General features: G+C 40.6%; 15 protein-coding genes. 6 read left to right on the forward strand and 9 right to left on the reverse strand.

Features of this window, described 5'->3' with window-relative positions:
* Nucleotides 1-55: 55 nt before the first annotated feature.
* The 5 genes from GSQ84_RS00245 to GSQ84_RS00265 form a co-directional block, all read right to left on the reverse strand.
* Nucleotides 56-757, reverse strand: coding sequence for an SDR family oxidoreductase (locus GSQ84_RS00245; RefSeq protein ID WP_158795241.1), 702 nt, complete (start codon nt 755-757; stop codon nt 56-58).
* A 2-nt stretch (nt 758-759) separates the two neighbouring features.
* Nucleotides 760-2,544, reverse strand: a complete 1,785-nt coding sequence (locus GSQ84_RS00250; RefSeq protein ID WP_158795242.1) for an aromatic amino acid hydroxylase — start codon at nt 2,542-2,544, stop codon at nt 760-762.
* A gap of 84 nt (nt 2,545-2,628) precedes the next feature.
* Complete coding sequence (locus GSQ84_RS00255; RefSeq protein WP_158795243.1) at nt 2,629-3,108, reverse strand: GtrA family protein; 480 nt, start codon at nt 3,106-3,108, stop codon at nt 2,629-2,631.
* Nucleotides 3,109-3,180: 72 nt separating this feature from the next.
* Nucleotides 3,181-3,882, reverse strand: coding sequence for a CAP domain-containing protein (locus tag GSQ84_RS00260; RefSeq protein ID WP_158795244.1), 702 nt, complete (start codon nt 3,880-3,882; stop codon nt 3,181-3,183).
* A 167-nt stretch (nt 3,883-4,049) separates the two neighbouring features.
* Nucleotides 4,050-5,531: a glycine--tRNA ligase gene (locus GSQ84_RS00265; RefSeq protein ID WP_158795245.1), complete on the reverse strand. Its 1,482-nt coding sequence runs from the start codon at nt 5,529-5,531 to the stop codon at nt 4,050-4,052.
* Nucleotides 5,532-5,626: 95 nt separating this feature from the next.
* Between GSQ84_RS00265 and GSQ84_RS00270 the strand changes: the two genes are divergently transcribed.
* The 5 genes from GSQ84_RS00270 (at nt 5,627) to GSQ84_RS00290 (ending at nt 10,742) form a co-directional block, all read left to right on the forward strand.
* Complete coding sequence (locus GSQ84_RS00270) at nt 5,627-6,334, forward strand: ATP-binding cassette domain-containing protein (RefSeq protein ID WP_158795246.1); 708 nt, start codon at nt 5,627-5,629, stop codon at nt 6,332-6,334.
* A gap of 101 nt (nt 6,335-6,435) precedes the next feature.
* The gene (gldF, locus tag GSQ84_RS00275; RefSeq protein WP_158795247.1) at nt 6,436-7,164 is read left to right on the forward strand and encodes a gliding motility-associated ABC transporter permease subunit GldF; all 729 of its coding nucleotides are present in this window, start codon (nt 6,436-6,438) and stop codon (nt 7,162-7,164) included.
* A 20-nt stretch (nt 7,165-7,184) separates the two neighbouring features.
* Complete coding sequence (gene gldG / locus GSQ84_RS00280; protein WP_254070752.1) at nt 7,185-8,849, forward strand: gliding motility-associated ABC transporter substrate-binding protein GldG; 1,665 nt, start codon at nt 7,185-7,187, stop codon at nt 8,847-8,849.
* 34 nt (nt 8,850-8,883) lie between these two features.
* Nucleotides 8,884-10,008: a DNA polymerase III subunit beta gene (gene dnaN, locus GSQ84_RS00285; protein ID WP_158795249.1), complete on the forward strand. Its 1,125-nt coding sequence runs from the start codon at nt 8,884-8,886 to the stop codon at nt 10,006-10,008.
* A gap of 77 nt (nt 10,009-10,085) precedes the next feature.
* Entirely contained in the window at nt 10,086-10,742 is a 657-nt protein-coding gene (locus GSQ84_RS00290) for a VTT domain-containing protein (protein WP_158795250.1), read from the forward strand.
* Here GSQ84_RS00290 and GSQ84_RS00295 read toward each other — a convergent pair whose 3' ends face one another.
* The 4 genes from GSQ84_RS00295 to GSQ84_RS00310 all read right to left on the reverse strand — a co-directional run bounded on the left by GSQ84_RS00295 (nt 10,743) and on the right by GSQ84_RS00310 (nt 16,186).
* A complete protein-coding gene (locus GSQ84_RS00295; RefSeq protein WP_158795251.1) occupies nt 10,743-11,690 on the reverse strand; it encodes a zinc dependent phospholipase C family protein in 948 nt (315 codons plus the stop codon).
* Between the two features lie 37 nt (nt 11,691-11,727).
* Entirely contained in the window at nt 11,728-13,584 is a 1,857-nt protein-coding gene (hscA, locus tag GSQ84_RS00300) for a Fe-S protein assembly chaperone HscA (RefSeq protein WP_158795252.1), read from the reverse strand.
* A 133-nt stretch (nt 13,585-13,717) separates the two neighbouring features.
* Nucleotides 13,718-14,851, reverse strand: coding sequence for a DUF3810 domain-containing protein (locus GSQ84_RS00305; protein ID WP_158795253.1), 1,134 nt, complete (start codon nt 14,849-14,851; stop codon nt 13,718-13,720).
* Nucleotides 14,852-16,186: a dihydroorotase gene (locus GSQ84_RS00310; protein WP_158795254.1), complete on the reverse strand. Its 1,335-nt coding sequence runs from the start codon at nt 16,184-16,186 to the stop codon at nt 14,852-14,854.
* Nucleotides 16,187-16,392: 206 nt separating this feature from the next.
* Between GSQ84_RS00310 and GSQ84_RS00315 the strand changes: the two genes are divergently transcribed.
* Nucleotides 16,393-16,875, forward strand: a complete 483-nt coding sequence (locus tag GSQ84_RS00315) for a hypothetical protein (protein ID WP_158795255.1) — start codon at nt 16,393-16,395, stop codon at nt 16,873-16,875.

Consider the following 16,875-nt stretch of genomic DNA (forward strand, 5'->3'; position numbering starts at 1 on the left):
AATATTATTCAACGGGACAAATGTCCCGTTAATATTTTTGTCTATTATTATTCTTTTAGGGAGTAGTTACAGCTACGGGAATGATCTTACCATTAAAAAATTTATGTCCCGTGCGTGCGAAGTCGGCGATATATTTTCCCATTTCAAAAGCCATTACAGGTGATTGATATCCGGGAAATGCTTTTTCCAGCATTTCTGTTTGTGCAGATCCTAAAGCCAGGCAGTTCACTTTAATTCCTGTTTCTGCCAATTCAAAGGCCAGACATTCTGTTAAGGTATGCAATGCGCCTTTACTTGCAGAATAAGCGGCGAGGCCAGGAAATTTGACGCTACCCTGAAAGCCGCCCATACTGCCGATGTTAACGATGTGGCTTCCGCTGTGCATCAATGGCAATAGATTTTTAATCATATTGAAATGTCCTGTTACATTACTTTGAAACATCTCATTCAGATCTGCTGCAGAGGTTTCTGCAATGGATTTATTGATCAGTGTACCTGCATTATTGATCAAGATATCGACGGTTCCCAACCGTTGCTCTAAAAAAGGAACCAGGGCGTTGTAGTCGTCATTTACAATATCAAATTCAACAGGGAGTAATGTACAATCCGGGTTGATTCCTTTGGCAATTTCCAGCAGCTTCCTTAATTTATCCGCTGATCTGGCGATGCACACAACTTTATTTTCAGTTTGGAGTGTAAATTCCAAGGCGGCCTCAAAACCTACGCCGCTGCTGGCTCCTGTTAATACGATGTTCATGTTTAATCTTCTTCTGTGATCAGCTGCGTAACAGGATTGGCAATTACATGCATTCCGTCGCTGATCAATTTTTTATGTTCAGGTTCATTGGAGGCCTTCATCTCCAGATAAATTCTTACTTCTTTTTCCAGCTCGGGATAAGTAGCGGTATAGTGTAATATCTCCAGAATTTCCAGTGCGCAGAGCCAGTCCTGGCGGAAGCTGGTTTTTAAGCTTTCAAATAAAACAGGAAGCTGATCGTGGCTATGATGGCCTTCCCTGATGACCCTTACACTGTTATAGATCTTGTGTAATTTCTCAGTTGCTGCGTCGTAAACTATTTTTTCAGTCTGTTTTTCACTGACATGGGTAATTTCTTCGTAAGCATCTTTATCAGCAGCCCCATTAAATACAGAGACGATCTTTTCCCCGACAGCCATATCATAAGTACCCCATTCAGGCTGAAAAAGTATATTCCCATTGTTTTCTTTAACGGTACAATTCTCAAATACGATCAGGATAATTTTATGATTGTGTTTGAGAATTTTCTTTACCAGGCCTTTTACCTGTATACCGCTCTCAAAAATCAATTCGGCAGTTTTTTCTACTTTAAGAGCATTCGCCTGCAATTCTTCATTGCTGAAATCTTCCAGTGGAACAGGATTGTTTTTTAGTTTACCTACCGGAGATGAAAAACCGTCTTTATGATAAAACTTACCATGTCCTTCCAGCTGCTGACCAGTTATAGCCAAAGCCGAAGGGCCACTTGTTTTAATAAAGGTCAATACATCAGACTGATCAAGACCCATATCACTGAATACACCTGTTACCTGCAAGCCTGAGCTGTAAACAGCAGTTGCCGGATTGTGGGAATTGATTGCTTTGATCACACTTTCAGCTCCTCCTTTTCTAAAGGCCATGGTGTCTGCATATTGTTCCAGTACGTCGATCAGGTTTTGAAAGGTCTCTGTTACAAAAAGCTGTGGTTGGGTTTTTGTGATATCATAAGGCGTATTGATCGTATCAATGGTATAGGGGATCTTTTTTACATGATCCATCATACAGGAAGAACTTTCGCCTATAGAAGAAAGGAGCCCTGCGCCATAAATCTTAGGATCATCGAGGCTTCCAATCAAGCCATATTCTACGGTCCACCAATGCAGACGGCTCAATAAAGCCATTTCTGATGGATCACCCATATTATCTGAGATCTGTTTCAGGGTTTCTTCGGCTTTGGCTATTTCATATTCAGGAACTTCTACGGCCTCTTTTAAAATAGATAGGGCCCGGATAGCTTCGTACAATTCAAAATCTTTAGCAGAAAACATCGCTTTAGCGCCAATTGAACCAATATAACTCAGGTAACTGTTATAGTCAGGATCAGCAATAATAGGTGCGTGCCCTGCAGATTCATGAATAATATCAGGAGCTGGAGTATATTCGATATGATTGATCTGACGGATATCTGCAGCAATAACCAATACGCGGTAGGCCTGGTATTCCATAAAAGCTGCGGGAGGAATAAATCCGTCTACAGTAACGGCACCCCAACCCAGTTTGCCCAGGTTATCGTTCATCGTTTGCAGATCTGGTATATATTCAATGCTTAAACCCGCGCGCTGTAATCCTTTGATGTAGGGGTAATAAGCAACATCTTTCAGGTAGCTGTAATTCTGGCGCATTACATAACGCCATACCGCCTGGTCTACAGGAGTATATTTACTATAGTTCTGATCTACAATAAACTGTCTTAGATGCTTGGGTAACTTAGCTACCTCCGGGTTGTTAAAGTCATTAAAATCGCTCATTTGATCGTTATTTAATATTAGTCTAAGGTAAGACTGTCTTCATCATTTATCAAGGATATAGGTTCCCTTTTACTTTCGGGTGATTTACTTTTTTATCTTGAAAGAGAAGTGCGTCTGGATAAAATAACTGGCTAAGGCCAGCATAATGGTCGTAATGAATTTAGAGATGGTAGGATAAAAATTGAAGGTTTCTACCATGAGTTTAATCAATGCATAGTTCAGAAAAAGATTGGTGGCTACTACGATACCATAACGGAACATCTGAATCCTTCCTTTTAATTCTGATTTTGTAAATACAAGGTATTTATTGAGGGTAAAACCTATAATAAAGGTGAGCGGGGCTTCAATGACCAGCGTAGCTACCGGGGCGGTGATCATTCCCGGGCGGAAAGGTAAGATCATGTCGTGCTGGTGCAAAACATAATTGTAAATTAAAAAATACAGTACAATGCCGCTAACAGTATTTGTTCCGCCGGAAACAATGTACCTGAAGGTATGAAGTGACACCCATTTAGAAAATGGAGGGTAGAAAAAATCTATAAATTGGAGTAAAGCCTTACGCATATAAAATTAGGGTGTACAATAATGGCGGCAATTTAGGGATAGATAATCGTTTCCCGAAATTACGGGTTTTGATTAACGTGCGGCTGGGGCAGGGCCTGAGATGAAATCGATCACCGCACAATATCTGTATCCCGGATGGGTCATAATATTCACACCAACTCTGCTCAGGTTATATCCCGTACCCAGGATAGTTTTCCGATGTCCGAGGTCGGGCACGCCTTTATCCAGTAATAACATACATACATTGGCCAATCCTGTAGAAAAACCAAAGGCCAGGTTTTCTGCCATTGCCCTTCTGGGATAATATTTTGAGATCCTGTCTTTTACTGTTCTGCCATCACTGGAATTATGACCGGCAATATTGTGTCTGCTTAAGTCCTTTGCATGTTGCTGCGCTACAAAAGTGAGTGTTTCATCAGGACTAAAAAGAGGAAGCCGGTTGATATTTCTAAGGTCTTGTTCCAGCCCCCGGTAGTACTTGTCCTTACGGTTTACTTTTAACTCATCGTAATTACTATATTTCTGCATATCTACATTATAGCTGTTTACAAAGTCCTGGAAATAGGTATTGAAAAACCGGGTTCCATCGGTACGGGCGATATTCATGTAAAAGACAATTTCCTTTTCTTCATTGCTTAAATAAGGAACATCTTTAGCCGTATTCGCATTGTTTAGTTCTTCCTGTGTCCAGGCATTATCAGAGGACGAGGATTGAGCATTTGCGGAATGGGCGGTAAAAAAAAACAGCAGAATTGCCAGCGGGATGAATTTCATAGTAGGATTGACATCTTGATCAGGTCTTAATACCTGATCATTTTTAACGATGATAGGACTGCCTGATGATTGAATAGTTTAACGTATCAATTGTTAATAAATTGGCTGATAAACAAAAAAAGACCTGCTAGTTATCTAACAGGTCTCAGTAGTCCTATTTTTTATAATTATTTTAATAGATTTCTCCAGCTTACCCTGCTTGCAATCAGTGACTCCAGGTCGATGATGTCAATTCTCTGCTGCTCCATGCTGTCGCGATGGCGGATAGTTACCGTATTATCTTCTAATGTCTGATGATCAACAGTGATACAGAACGGAGTACCTATTGCATCCTGTCTGCGGTAGCGTTTTCCTATAGAGTCTTTCTCCTCATAAGCAATGTTGTAATCCAGTTTCAGATTATTTACAATTTCCATTGCTTTTTCAGGCAGGCCATCTTTTTTAGTCAGGGGTAAAATTGCCGCTTTGATAGGTGCCAGGCATGGGTGTAAATGAAGTACAGTACGGCTATCTGTTTTTTCGCCCTCACTCAGGTCCTGCTCTTCAAAAGCATTGATCATGGTGAGTAAGAACATACGGTCTAAACCAATTGAAGTTTCAATCACATATGGGATGTAATTACCATAAGGTTTACCCTCTTCATTCAGATCGTTATCAAAATATTGCATTTTCTTACCAGAAAACTCCTGGTGCTGTTTTAAATCAAAATCGGTACGGCTATGTATACCTTCTACTTCTTTAAATCCAAAAGGAAATTCAAATTCGATATCTACAGCAGCGTTGGCATAATGTGCCAGTTTAGCATGGTCATGGAATTTGTATTTTGCAGGATCAGTACCTAAAGCAGTATGCCATTTCAAACGTGCTTCTTTCCAGTAAGCATACCATTTCATTTCTTCACCGGGGCGTACAAAGAACTGCATTTCCATTTGTTCAAATTCACGCATACGCATGATGAACTGACGTGCAATCACCTCATTTCTGAAAGCTTTACCAATCTGTGCAATACCGAAAGGGATTTTCATTCTTCCCGATTTCTGTACGTTCAGGAAATTTACAAAAATACCCTGTGCAGTTTCCGGACGCAGGTATACTTCTTCGGCACCTTCGGCCATAGCACCAAACTGGGTACTGAACATCAGGTTAAACTGACGTACATCTGTCCAGTTTCTTGTTCCACTTACCGGGCAGGCAATTTCATGTTCTTCAATCAGCACTTTTAACTGCGGAAGGTTTTCTGTTTTAAGCGCTTCATCCATATCGGCCTGAAGTTTTGCTGCTTTATCTGTTTTTCCGTCTTTTTCATAACGGGCAATCTTGTCTTCTAATAACTGGTCGGCACGGTAACGTTTCTTCGAATCTTTATTATCGATCATGGGATCGCTGAACCCGTCTACGTGTCCGCTGGCTTTCCATACTTTAGGGTGCATAAAAATCGCAGAGTCGATCCCTACAATGTTATCATGCATTTGAACCATAGACTTCCACCAGTAAGTTTTGATGTTGTTTTTTAATTCTGCACCCAGCTGACCGTAATCGTATACGGCACTTAATCCATCATATATTTCACTGCTTTGAAATACAAAACCATATTCCTTGGCATGAGAGATCACATTTTTAAATAATTCGTCGCTATTCGTTTTGGCCATAATACTGCAAATATAGAAAGTTGGGGTAAATAAGTAAGGACTAATTATTACTTTTGAAAGTGATGTCTCTTAGGGCATTAGAATCGGGTATATAAATGAGTATAGAAGTAGAAGGTTTATCTAAGACGTATGGTCAGCAAAAAGCGGTAGACAATATCAGTTTTAAGGCCGTTCCGGGTAAGATACTTGGGTTTTTAGGGCCCAATGGTGCGGGTAAGTCTACCACTATGCGTATGCTGACAGGTTATCTGCAGCCTACTGCAGGCAAAGCTAGCCTGGGCAAGTTTGATACCCAGCTCCAGAGTTTGGAAATGAGGCGTATTCTTGGATATTTACCCGAGAATACACCTTTATATACAGACATGTATGTGAAAGAATTTCTGAACTTCGTAGCGAATACCTACCAGTTATCACAGGTGGAGAGTAAAGTTAAGGATGTGATTGCCAGGGTAGGTTTGGGAGCAGAGCAGCACAAAAAGATCGTTATGTTGAGTAAAGGATATAAACAGCGGGTGGGATTGGCGCAGGCCATTATCCATGATCCAGAGATACTGATCTTTGATGAGCCCACCACAGGTTTAGATCCGAATCAGCTGACTGATATCCGTGAGCTGATCAAAAGCCTCGGGAAAAACAAGACTATCGTGCTCTCTACACATATTATGCAGGAAGTAGAGGCGCTGTGCGATCAGGTGGTGATCATCAATAAAGGTAAAATCGTAGCTGATTCTTCTTTGGGAGGATTAAAAGAAAAACATCAAACAGATTCACTGGAAGATATATTCAGGTCTTTAACGAATTAGCAGGATATGACATTCCTATATACCCCTGATCTTAAGCTGGTGTATTTTCACCGGGTTAAATTCCCGTTATTTATCTAACTTCGGCTTCATTATCATTTTTCATGTACGCAGTATTTAAACGCGAATTATTCAGTTTATTGAATTCACTAATGGCTTATATCACCATTGGTGTATTCCTATTGGTTTCAGGTTTGCTGTTATGGTTTTTTCCGGATACATCTATTCTGGAATACGGCTATGCCGAATTGAATGGTTTTTTTAGCCTCACTCCATTTTTATTTATGTTTTTAATTCCTGCTATAACGATGCGTTCCTTCGCAGAAGAACGCCGGGAAGGAACTTATATCTTATTAGCCAGCCGTCCGTTAACAGAATGGCAAATCATTTTGGGTAAATACTTCGCCTGTCTTACATTAATTCTATTTGCTTTACTTCCTACCTTATTATATTATTACGCTATTACACAACTGGGAATGCCTAAGGGGAATATAGATGGGGGAGCTGTAGCTGGTTCTTACATCGGTTTACTTTTACTGGGCAGCGCTTTTGCCGCTATCGGCATATTTGCCTCGTCAATTACAAAAAACCAGGTGATTGCTTTTGCAGTGGCGGTTTTTCTATCTTTTATCGCTTACAGTGGTTTTGATGCCCTCAGCAAAATTTTTGCTTTTGATAAACTGGAAGATGTTTTTGCCTGGCTGAGTATTAATGAACATTTTCTATCCATGAGCAGGGGCGTACTCGACACACGCGATCTGGTTTATTTTAGCACATTTATTTTATTATTTCTGGGCAGCACCAGGCTGGTGATAGGAGGTAGGAAATGGTAGCTGTTAAGAGATCCAGGTGGATGGGGCCCTTATTATTTGTTATCCTCCTGGTTATATTTAATGTGGCCGCTCAGTATGCCTACACGCGTTTCGATTTTACCTCAGACAAAAGGTTTACCCTGCATCCAAAATCTAAGGCTGTTTTAGCACATACCAATCAGGAAGTTACTGTTACGGTATTTTTGGAGGGTAATCTGCCTGCTGCTTTCAAACGGCTTCAGCATGCTACCGCAGATCTGCTGAATGATTATAAGGCCAGTTCATCTGCTAAAATTAAAGTAGTATTTACCGATCCTATTGCAGGCCTGGACCAGCAGGCGCAGGATACCGTTTTACGTAACCTCTATGCTATTGGTGTAGAACCAACCAATCTGAATATAAAAAGTGATGCAGGTTTTACGCAAAAAACTGTTTTCCCGATGGCTATCGTACAATCCGGAAATAAACAGATAGCGGTTAAACTGTTGCAGAACCTGGATGCGGGAGGTAACTATGAGCAGAATATCAATAACTCTATTCAGAACCTGGAATATGTATTTACTTCTGCCATTAAAAAAGTAACTACGGGAGAGAACCCCCGGATAGGATTTACCGAAGGTAATGGAGAACCTGCTGATGCCTACCTGAGCGACGCGATAAAGTCGCTTTCTGATAGTTATGAGGTAGGCCGTGTAGATCTTAACCTGATCAGTAAAGTAGGGCTGGATAAACTTAAAGTCCTTTTTATCACCAAACCGCAAAAGGAGTTTTCTGAAGCTGTAAAATACAAGATCAATTACTTTGTGATGAATGGCGGCAGGGTAGTATGGAGCCTAGACCAGGTAAGTGCAGATCTGGATAGCCTTCAGGGTAAGGGCGAGCAGCTGGCTTTTAACAATAAACTGAACCTGGATGATATGCTGTTCATGTATGGCGCAAGGGTAAATTATAACCTGGTAGCAGATTTGAACTGTGCTGAAATTCCCATAGCGATGGGCGGTGGCGGCGGACAGCAGCGGGATATACAAATGGCGCCCTGGATCTATTTCCCGGTATTGGTTCCTGATAATTCCAGTAACCTGGTAAAAAATATTGATGGTATACGTACCGAATTTTTGAGTACAGTAGATACCATAGGTGTGAAGGGAGTTAAAAAAACTACTATCCTGCATACCTCTTCTTATAATATGGTATACAGCACGCCTAAGTTGCTTTCCCTGCAAAGCGTAGCAGAAACACCAGATCAGCGGTCTTTTACCAATCCTCCTAAAAATGCTGCGGTATTACTGGAAGGTTCCTTTCCTTCTGTCTTTTTAAACAGAGGTATTCCGGAGGGCATCACCGAGAAATATACGCTGCCGGAAAGAAGCAAACCTACCAAAATGATTGTGATCGGGGATGGTGATATCTTCAGAAATCAGGTGAGCAGCCGTGATGGATCTGTTTTTCCACTTGGATTTGACCGCTATACACAAAGGAATTTTGGAAATAAAGCCTTGTTATTAAACATTGCAGATTACCTGTCTTCAGATGATAACCTGATCGAATTGCGGAATAAAGAGGTCAAGGTCAGGCTACTGGATAAACAGCTGTTGCGGGCGGAAAAAACAAAATGGCAGTTTATCAATCTGATACTTCCATTGTTACTGTTAGTATCCTTCGCAATTTTTCAACATTATTACCGTAAGTATAAGTATACAAGGTAATTTTTATATTTTTGAGAATTGACAAGATCATATTATGAGATTTATTGTATCCACATCAACACTTTTAAAACATTTACAAACGGTTAATGGTGCATCAAGCAGCAGTACTGTTTTGCCGATACTGGAAAATTTCCTTTTCGAGATCAAAGACGGAAGTTTGACTATATCTGCAACAGATCTGCAGACCAGTATGACTACTTCTTTACCTGTTGAATCTAAAGAAGGCGGAAAAGTAGCTGTACCGGCAAGAATTTTATTAGATACTTTGAAAACACTTCCTGATCAGCCAATTTCTTTTAATATTGATGATTCTTCATTTTCTATTGAGATCAGCGCTGGTGACGGAAAGTATAAACTGAGTGGTGAAAATGGAGATGATTTCCCTAAGATCCCTACCGTTGAAAATGCTTCTTCAGTAAATCTTCCTGCTTCTGTATTAACTGAAGCGATTACCAAAACGATCTTCGCCGTAAGTAACGACGAACTTCGCCCGGCTATGACAGGCGTATATTGTCAGTTATCTGATCAGTATATTACTTTTGTGGCTACAGACGCACATAAACTGGTAAGATACAGACGTATGGATAGCAAAGCAGATAAAACTGCTTCTTTCATTCTGCCTAAAAAAGCACTTACACTATTGAAAGCTGCTTTACCTTCTACTGATATTAACGTATCTGTTGATTATAATGCTACCAGTGCTTTTTTTAAATTTGAAAACATCAACCTGGTTTGCCGTTTGATCGATGAACGCTATCCAGACTATGAGGCCGTTATTCCTGCGAATAACCCTAATAAATTAATTATCGACAGGGCTTTATTCCTGAATACTTTACGCCGTGTGGTTATTTTTGCTAATAAGACTACCCATCAGGTAAGACTTAAGATCAATGGAAGTGAATTGAACATTTCTTCAGAAGATCTTGACTTTGCCAATGAGGCACACGAGCGTTTGAGCTGCCAGTATGAAGGAGAAGATCTTGAAATTGGTTTCAACGCCCGTTTCCTGATTGAGATGTTAAGTAACCTGAGCGGTGAAGAAGTGACTTTAGAGTTATCTACACCAAACCGTGCCGGTTTACTGATCCCTCAAACTAACGACGAGAACGAAGATGTACTGATGCTGGTTATGCCGGTTATGCTGAACAACTACAATTAAAAATAAAATATTTACGATGAACGTCATTATGTACGACTGCACCTGTCTATCATAATGACGTTTTTTTATACCGACCTATGGACATCATCAATCAGATCATACAGTTTATATTACATACCGATGTAGAATTGGTTAAACTGGTGAGCAATTACCAGACCTGGACCTACCTCATTTTGTTCATTGTTATTTTCGCTGAAACAGGATTTGTGGTGACTCCTTTTTTACCCGGAGATTCAATGTTATTTGCTGTTGGTGCCCTGGTTGCAAAAGGAGATACAGGTTTAGATATCTGGCTGATGTTTCTGTTGTTATCTGCAGCTGCGATATTAGGAAATACGTTAAACTATAAACTGGGTGGCTTTTTAGGAGTTAAGGTATTTAAAGAGGGAAATAGAATCCTTAAGCTGGATTATTATAACCAGGCACATGTGTTTTTTGAGAAACACGGTGGGAAAGCTATTATTTTCAGCCGTTATATCCCTATTATACGGACTATAGCACCTTTTGTAGCAGGTGTATCTAAAATGTCATTCGGCAAGTTTACTTTATTTAACGTAATAGGAGGGGTAACCTGGATTGCTATTTTATTGTTCTTAGGATTTTCACTGGGACAGATCCCGGTAGTAAAGAATAATTTTTCGCTGGTGATCATTTTCATTATTGCCGTGACTATTGCACCGGTAATCTTTGCGGCGATTAAATCCAGGTTTGTAAAACCAAAAGACGTTTTATAACTAGTTTTCCCTGCCAATAATTTTTCCTTCTTTATATTTTTTGTCTATTTCTGAACGGAAGTGACGTTCGGAAGTATCTGCTGGTATTTTAACCAACTTTTCCAAAGTTGGTTGTCCTGCATCAACCCAGGCAGAAAACCAGTAAGAGCCAATGGCTAAAATAGCTGCACGCATTTGTCGTTCTACCATATGGTTCAGCAGGACATGGTAATCCCTTGAATATTCAAAGGAATACTGTTTCGTGACCTGCTTGTTCCTTTTGGAATAACTGTACTTTCTGTAGGCTGGGAAATTTTTATTCAATTCCGCTTCCAGTTCCAATACACTATCTGTGAGGGCATGCGTATGGGTAACGATCTTCCAGGCTTCTTGTAGCGGGTCATTTACATAAGTTGCCCTGCCTACCAGGAAATTATACCGATCGGCAAATAACTCAGGAAGACGACTTTCCCAGAAAGCGTGGATACCTTCCTGATGGGTAAGCTGCCCATTGTGATTTTCGGTGGTATGGAGAGGAACATGGGCATCAGCCAGATAATGCCCCAGGTAAGCTGAATGGCGCAAAATGTGAATTGAATCCCGTTGTTTAAAAGCATTCACCAGCTGGTAATAACTGCGCTGGATCTGCCAGGGGAGAATCCCGTTTTTATTTAGTTTTTTGAGTCCGTATTTTTTTAGGGCATCATCCCATTTTCGGGGTATACTATCAATCTCCGGTTCATAACTTTCCACATCAAGATAGTGTCGTGGTGCTTCTGCAGTATCTGCATAACGACGCTTATCGGGTTCGGTTGCATGGTCGGTCAGATAAGAAATATTTGATTTGTAGAACCTGGCCATGCCGGAAGGCAGGGTAAATACTGCCAGATGGTTGATCCGCATATGTGCATAAAACCCCCAGGAGCTGGTTAACAGGGCGAGGGAAACAAAAATGAAAGCTCTTTTCATTTTTGTAAATGTAATACGATTCGCTGTAAGTTGGTAGTTAATCTATTTTTTTCCCCTTCATGGATTGTGAAACGGCCATATCCATCAGGCGTTCGGCGAAAGGACGGGTGAACTCATTTAATTCGTCGGCTTTTTTCAGAATGATATCTTTATTCCCACCATTTAAGGCATCCTTCAGTGCAGTGATATGAAGTTTAGTATGGGTGAGTTCTTCCGGAGTTAATATATTGCCATTCCTCTCTATAAAACGGTCCGCTGTATAAACCAGCTGTTCCCCTTCGCCTTTGGCTTCAATAAACATTCGCTGTTCTACATCGGTTTTGGCATGGGTAATACTGTCTGTCAGCATTTTTTCTACGGTATCATCCGTCAGGCCATAACTTGGTTTAACGGCTATTTCCTGTTTTACACCAGAGCGGAGTTCAATTGCCTGTACGGTTAAGATTCCATCCGCATTCAGGATAAAGTTGATATCCACTTTGGGCAATCCGGCAGGCATGGAAGGAATACCTCTTAATTCAAATTCAGCTAATTTCCTGTTTTCCTGTACCAGATCACGTTCTCCCTGGTAAACAGAGATCTTCATATTTACCTGTCCGTCTATAGAGGTGGTATACTGGCGGCCGGCTTTGGTTGGTACTTTGGCATTCCTGGGAATGATCACATCCATTAATCCGCCCATCGTCTCTATACCAAGGGAAAGCGGGGTTATGTCCAGTAACAGGACGTCTGAGCGGTTTCCTGCCAGAATATCTGCCTGAATGGCTGCTCCTAAAGCTACTACCTCATCCGGATTGATCTGATCATGCGGCTGGCGGCCAAAGAATTGGGCTACTTTTGCTTTTACATAAGGGCTGCGTGTAGATCCGCCCACCAGGATTACTTCATCAATTTCAGCAACCGATAGTTTTGCATCTGCCATGGCCTGTTTACAGGAGTTCAGTGTTTCTGTCACTTTAGCTTCAATCAGCAGTTCAAAAGTTTGTTTGTCCAGTGTGCACCAGATCTCACCTAATTTTTCATTGAAGAGATTTTGGCTGCTTAGCGCTTTCTTGGCTTCTTCGGCTTTTAAACGAAGCTGTTGCATCAATACAGGATCGGCTTTTGCCGCTACACTATCCAGCTTGTTTTTTTCTATCCAATAATGTACAATGGCGCGGTCGAAATCATCACCTCCAAGAAAAGTATTTCCATTGGTAGACAATACTTCGAATATGCCATTTTGAATAGACAGAATAGAAACATCAAATGTTCCACCTCCCAAATCGTATACGGCTATGGTTTTTTCTTCTGTTGGGTCCAGTCCGATACCATAGGCTAAACTGGCGGCTGTAGGTTCGTTCAGTATTCTTAATACATTCAGTCCGGCGAGCCTTCCTGCATCCCTTGTAGCCTGGCGCTGACTATCATTGAAATAGGCCGGGACAGTAATTACCGCTCTGTTTACCGGTGTTTTTAAGGCATGTTCTGCCCTTGCTTTTAATTCTTTCAGAATTTCAGCAGACAGTTCGATAGGGGTGTAGAATTTATTGCCGGCCCGTATTTTGACCAGCGAATCATCATCATCATCAATCAGTTGATAGGAGAAGGTGTCCAGATGTTCAGCTACATCTTTATAAGAACGGCCTAATAACCGCTTTACAGAAAATATTGTATTGGCAGGGTCGCTGATCAGAAATTCCCTCGCTTCATTACCCACTACGATCTCGCCTGCAGTATTAAAATGTATTATAGAAGGGACTAAAATGCCTTTTCCTGTATCGTTGATCACCTTTGGTTTTTTATCGGGGTCGATAAATGCGATCAGGCTATTTGTAGTGCCTAAATCTATGCCTACAATGATCTCTTCTTTCTGTAAAGAACCTGTTGCCAGGTTGATGGATATCTTTGCCATAATCAAAGCAAATTTAGGAATGTTTTAATGCTTTTTTTGTTTTGAAGATTACTATTTTATCCTGCATCAATTATTAACGGAATTTGTGCCAGAGCCTGTTGCATAAATTCAAATTGTGTATTAAGGGATGATTTTAATTTGAATCAAGAGGGATCAGTGGAGAACGTTGCAACTGCTTTTTGCCGGGTACCATTTCGATCTCAAAGCGGTGGAGGTTAAATACCCATAACACAATATCCTGGTAACTGTCTGTTCCTTTTTTCTGGTTATTGATCTTCAGGAATTTATCCAGTGCAGTGTTCATATAAGCCGACATATCGCCGTTATATTTTGCCCAGAAGTCCTGCTCGGCCTGGAAATCTGCCAGTGTAGCCGGGTTGATTTTTTTTATCAGCCTTGCGAAGTCTTCAGGGGATTTGATCCTGATCTCGAAAAGCACATTTCTGAGAATGTTGTAATATCCGGAATAGCGGAAATACAAATCAGGACTGTTAATGCTTACCAGGTATCCGTATAGATTGGCTTCATCTTCACGTGCTATACCCAGTTCATGTGAAATTTCATGGCAGGTAACAAATGGCAGCTCTGTAGATGGAAGACGCATGTTTACGTTGGCTTCGCCTGATGGAGGTGCGTAATAACCTTCAATTCCTATTTTAGTGACCAGCCATTCTGATAATACAGGTTTCACTGCAGGGTTATGGTACCGGAAGAATGGATTGATCAGCGCCAGTTTATCGTATGAAAATTTAGCCCTGCTTTCCAGTTCTTTTATCGTAAATGTTTTTTGCGCATGGTGTGTTGTTACTTGTTCTCCTGCCTTATTTATCTTTTTGATCAGGAAATCGCCCAGCAGGATCAATTCTTCGGTTGTGTATTTTTTATTGCTGATCCCCAGTTGTCTGGAAACAGAGGGGCGGGAGTAATTTAAACCCCATATCAATTTAAACACGATATATACCCATAACAGAAAGCTGGATAGGCGAAAGATGATCAGTTGTTTATTTATCTGCTTGCGGTAAGCTTTTTGGATGACGCTGAAGATTGACCACAGACAATATAGAATGAGGAGTGCATAGAGCAGGTCTCCCAGTCCGAATGGCACTTTGGAACTGATGAAGCGCTGTGCGACAGAAGTATACTGGTAGAGCCCTTCCGAATAAACAGATTCCACTGCCGTACTGCTCAGTCCAAAAAGGAAGATCAGTACAGCTATACTGAACAGGATGCCCAGACGGCGGGTTTTATTACGGGTGAGCGGGCTCATTTAATGGTTAAAAGCTAATCTTTTTCCTGTTTCGTTGGTCATGAATTTACCTTTCTGGTAAGCCAGATTGCCTGATATAAAAGTGTGGGTAATATCTGCTTTGAAAGTTTGTCCTTCAAATGGCGACCAGCCGCATTTATATAAAATATTGGCTTTGGTTACTTTAACCGGATCATTCAGCGCAATCAGTACCAGGTCTGCCCAGTAACCTTCCCTGATAAAACCTCTTCTGTCGATCTGGAAGCAGGTAGCTACGTTATGCGCAGTTTTTTCTACGATCCTTTCCAGAGAGATCTTGCCCTGATGATACATTTCCAGCAGTGCAGGTAGTGCATGCTGCACTAGCGGGCCGCCTGAAGGTGCCTGTAAGTAGGGTTGTGCTTTTTCCTCTATCGTATGTGGTGCGTGATCTGTGGCGATCACGTCAATATGGTTATCCAGTACTCCTTTAAGGATCGCTTCTTTATCTGCTGCTGTTTTAACTGCAGGGTTCCACTTGATCAGGTTTCCTTTTTCAGCATAATCATGATCATCAAACCAAAGGTGATGAACACAGGCTTCGGCAGTGATCCTTTTATCTTTTAATGGCGTAATGGCATCAAACAGGCCTACTTCCTTAGCTGTAGAGATATGTAAGATATGCAGACGCGTATTATATTTTTTTGCCAGGGATACGGCTAATGAAGAGGAGATATAACAGGCTTCGGCCGAGCGGATCAGCGGATGCATGTCTATCGTTATGTTTTCTCCGTATTTTTCTTTGTAGGCCGCCATGTTATTCCGAATGGTCAATTCATCTTCGCAATGTGTAGCTACCAGCATTGGCGCCTGACTGAAGATATTTTCCAGTACCTGTTGATTATCTACCAGCATGTTTCCGGTAGAAGAACCCATGAATACTTTGATACCGCAAACATTTGCCGGATCTGTTTTTAGTACTTCTTCTATATTATCATTGGAGGCCCCCATAAAAAAGGAGTAATTGGCCAGTGACATTTCTGAGGCAATAGCGTATTTGTCGGCCAGCAGCTCCTGTGTTAACGTATTGGGAACAGTATTGGGCATTTCCATAAAAGAGGTGATGCCACCTGCTACAGCAGCCATACTTTCCGTAAAGATGTCTGCTTTGTGGGTTAAACCGGGTTCTCTGAAATGGACCTGATCGTCAATCATACCAGGAAACAAGTGTAATCCTTCTGCATTGATCACCTGATCTGCTGTTTTGCTAATGTTTGGGCTTATTTCGTCAATAAATCCGTCTTTGATAAAAACATCCGCAACGTAAGTTTTGCCTTCATTAACTAAAGTTGCGGCTTTAATGAGAATAGTTTTCATATCTGCAAATCTATAAACTTTTTAATCAAATCGTTTGAAACACACCTTTAATGCAATCTGGAAGATCATTGATGCTCAAAAGGTCTATTTTTTATGCATACAAAATATTGGACTATAATTAAATTTATAGTAATTTAATATTAATCATTTATTTTTTATTGTTCTAAATAATTACAATATTTGCTCTTGTAAATAATTAACGAAGAATGAACAATGAGAGATATCAACATATTACTTCGTCACCTGATAAATCTGAATTCAAATTTATTAGTGAAGGCAAAAATGGAGCGATTAAGAAACTAATACAATACAAGAAAGTTCATGCTGAACTGCCGGATATATATAATTTGTGTTTTGGTAATCTATCTGAAAATGGTAAATCGGTAGATGATAGTGTGAGATCTAATAATGGTGATATGATGAAAATCTTAACAACTGGGGCATTTACAGTGAATGAATTTATTAGCTGTTATCCGGATAAAATTATTTATATCAGAGGAAGCGATCCTGCAAGAACGAGGCTCTATCAAATTGCAATTAATAAATACTTCGATGAAATTATTAAAAATTATGAACTGTACGGGCACGTTTTTAAACCAGCAACAGAGACTTCGGAAGAAGAAGATTATGATGAACCCTTCCAGAAAAACAAAAACTATTACGGCTTTTTAGTGATTAGAAAAATTTAA

The sequence above is a fragment of the Pedobacter sp. L105 genome (assembly GCF_009765875.1).
GTDB lineage: Bacteria > Bacteroidota > Bacteroidia > Sphingobacteriales > Sphingobacteriaceae > Pedobacter.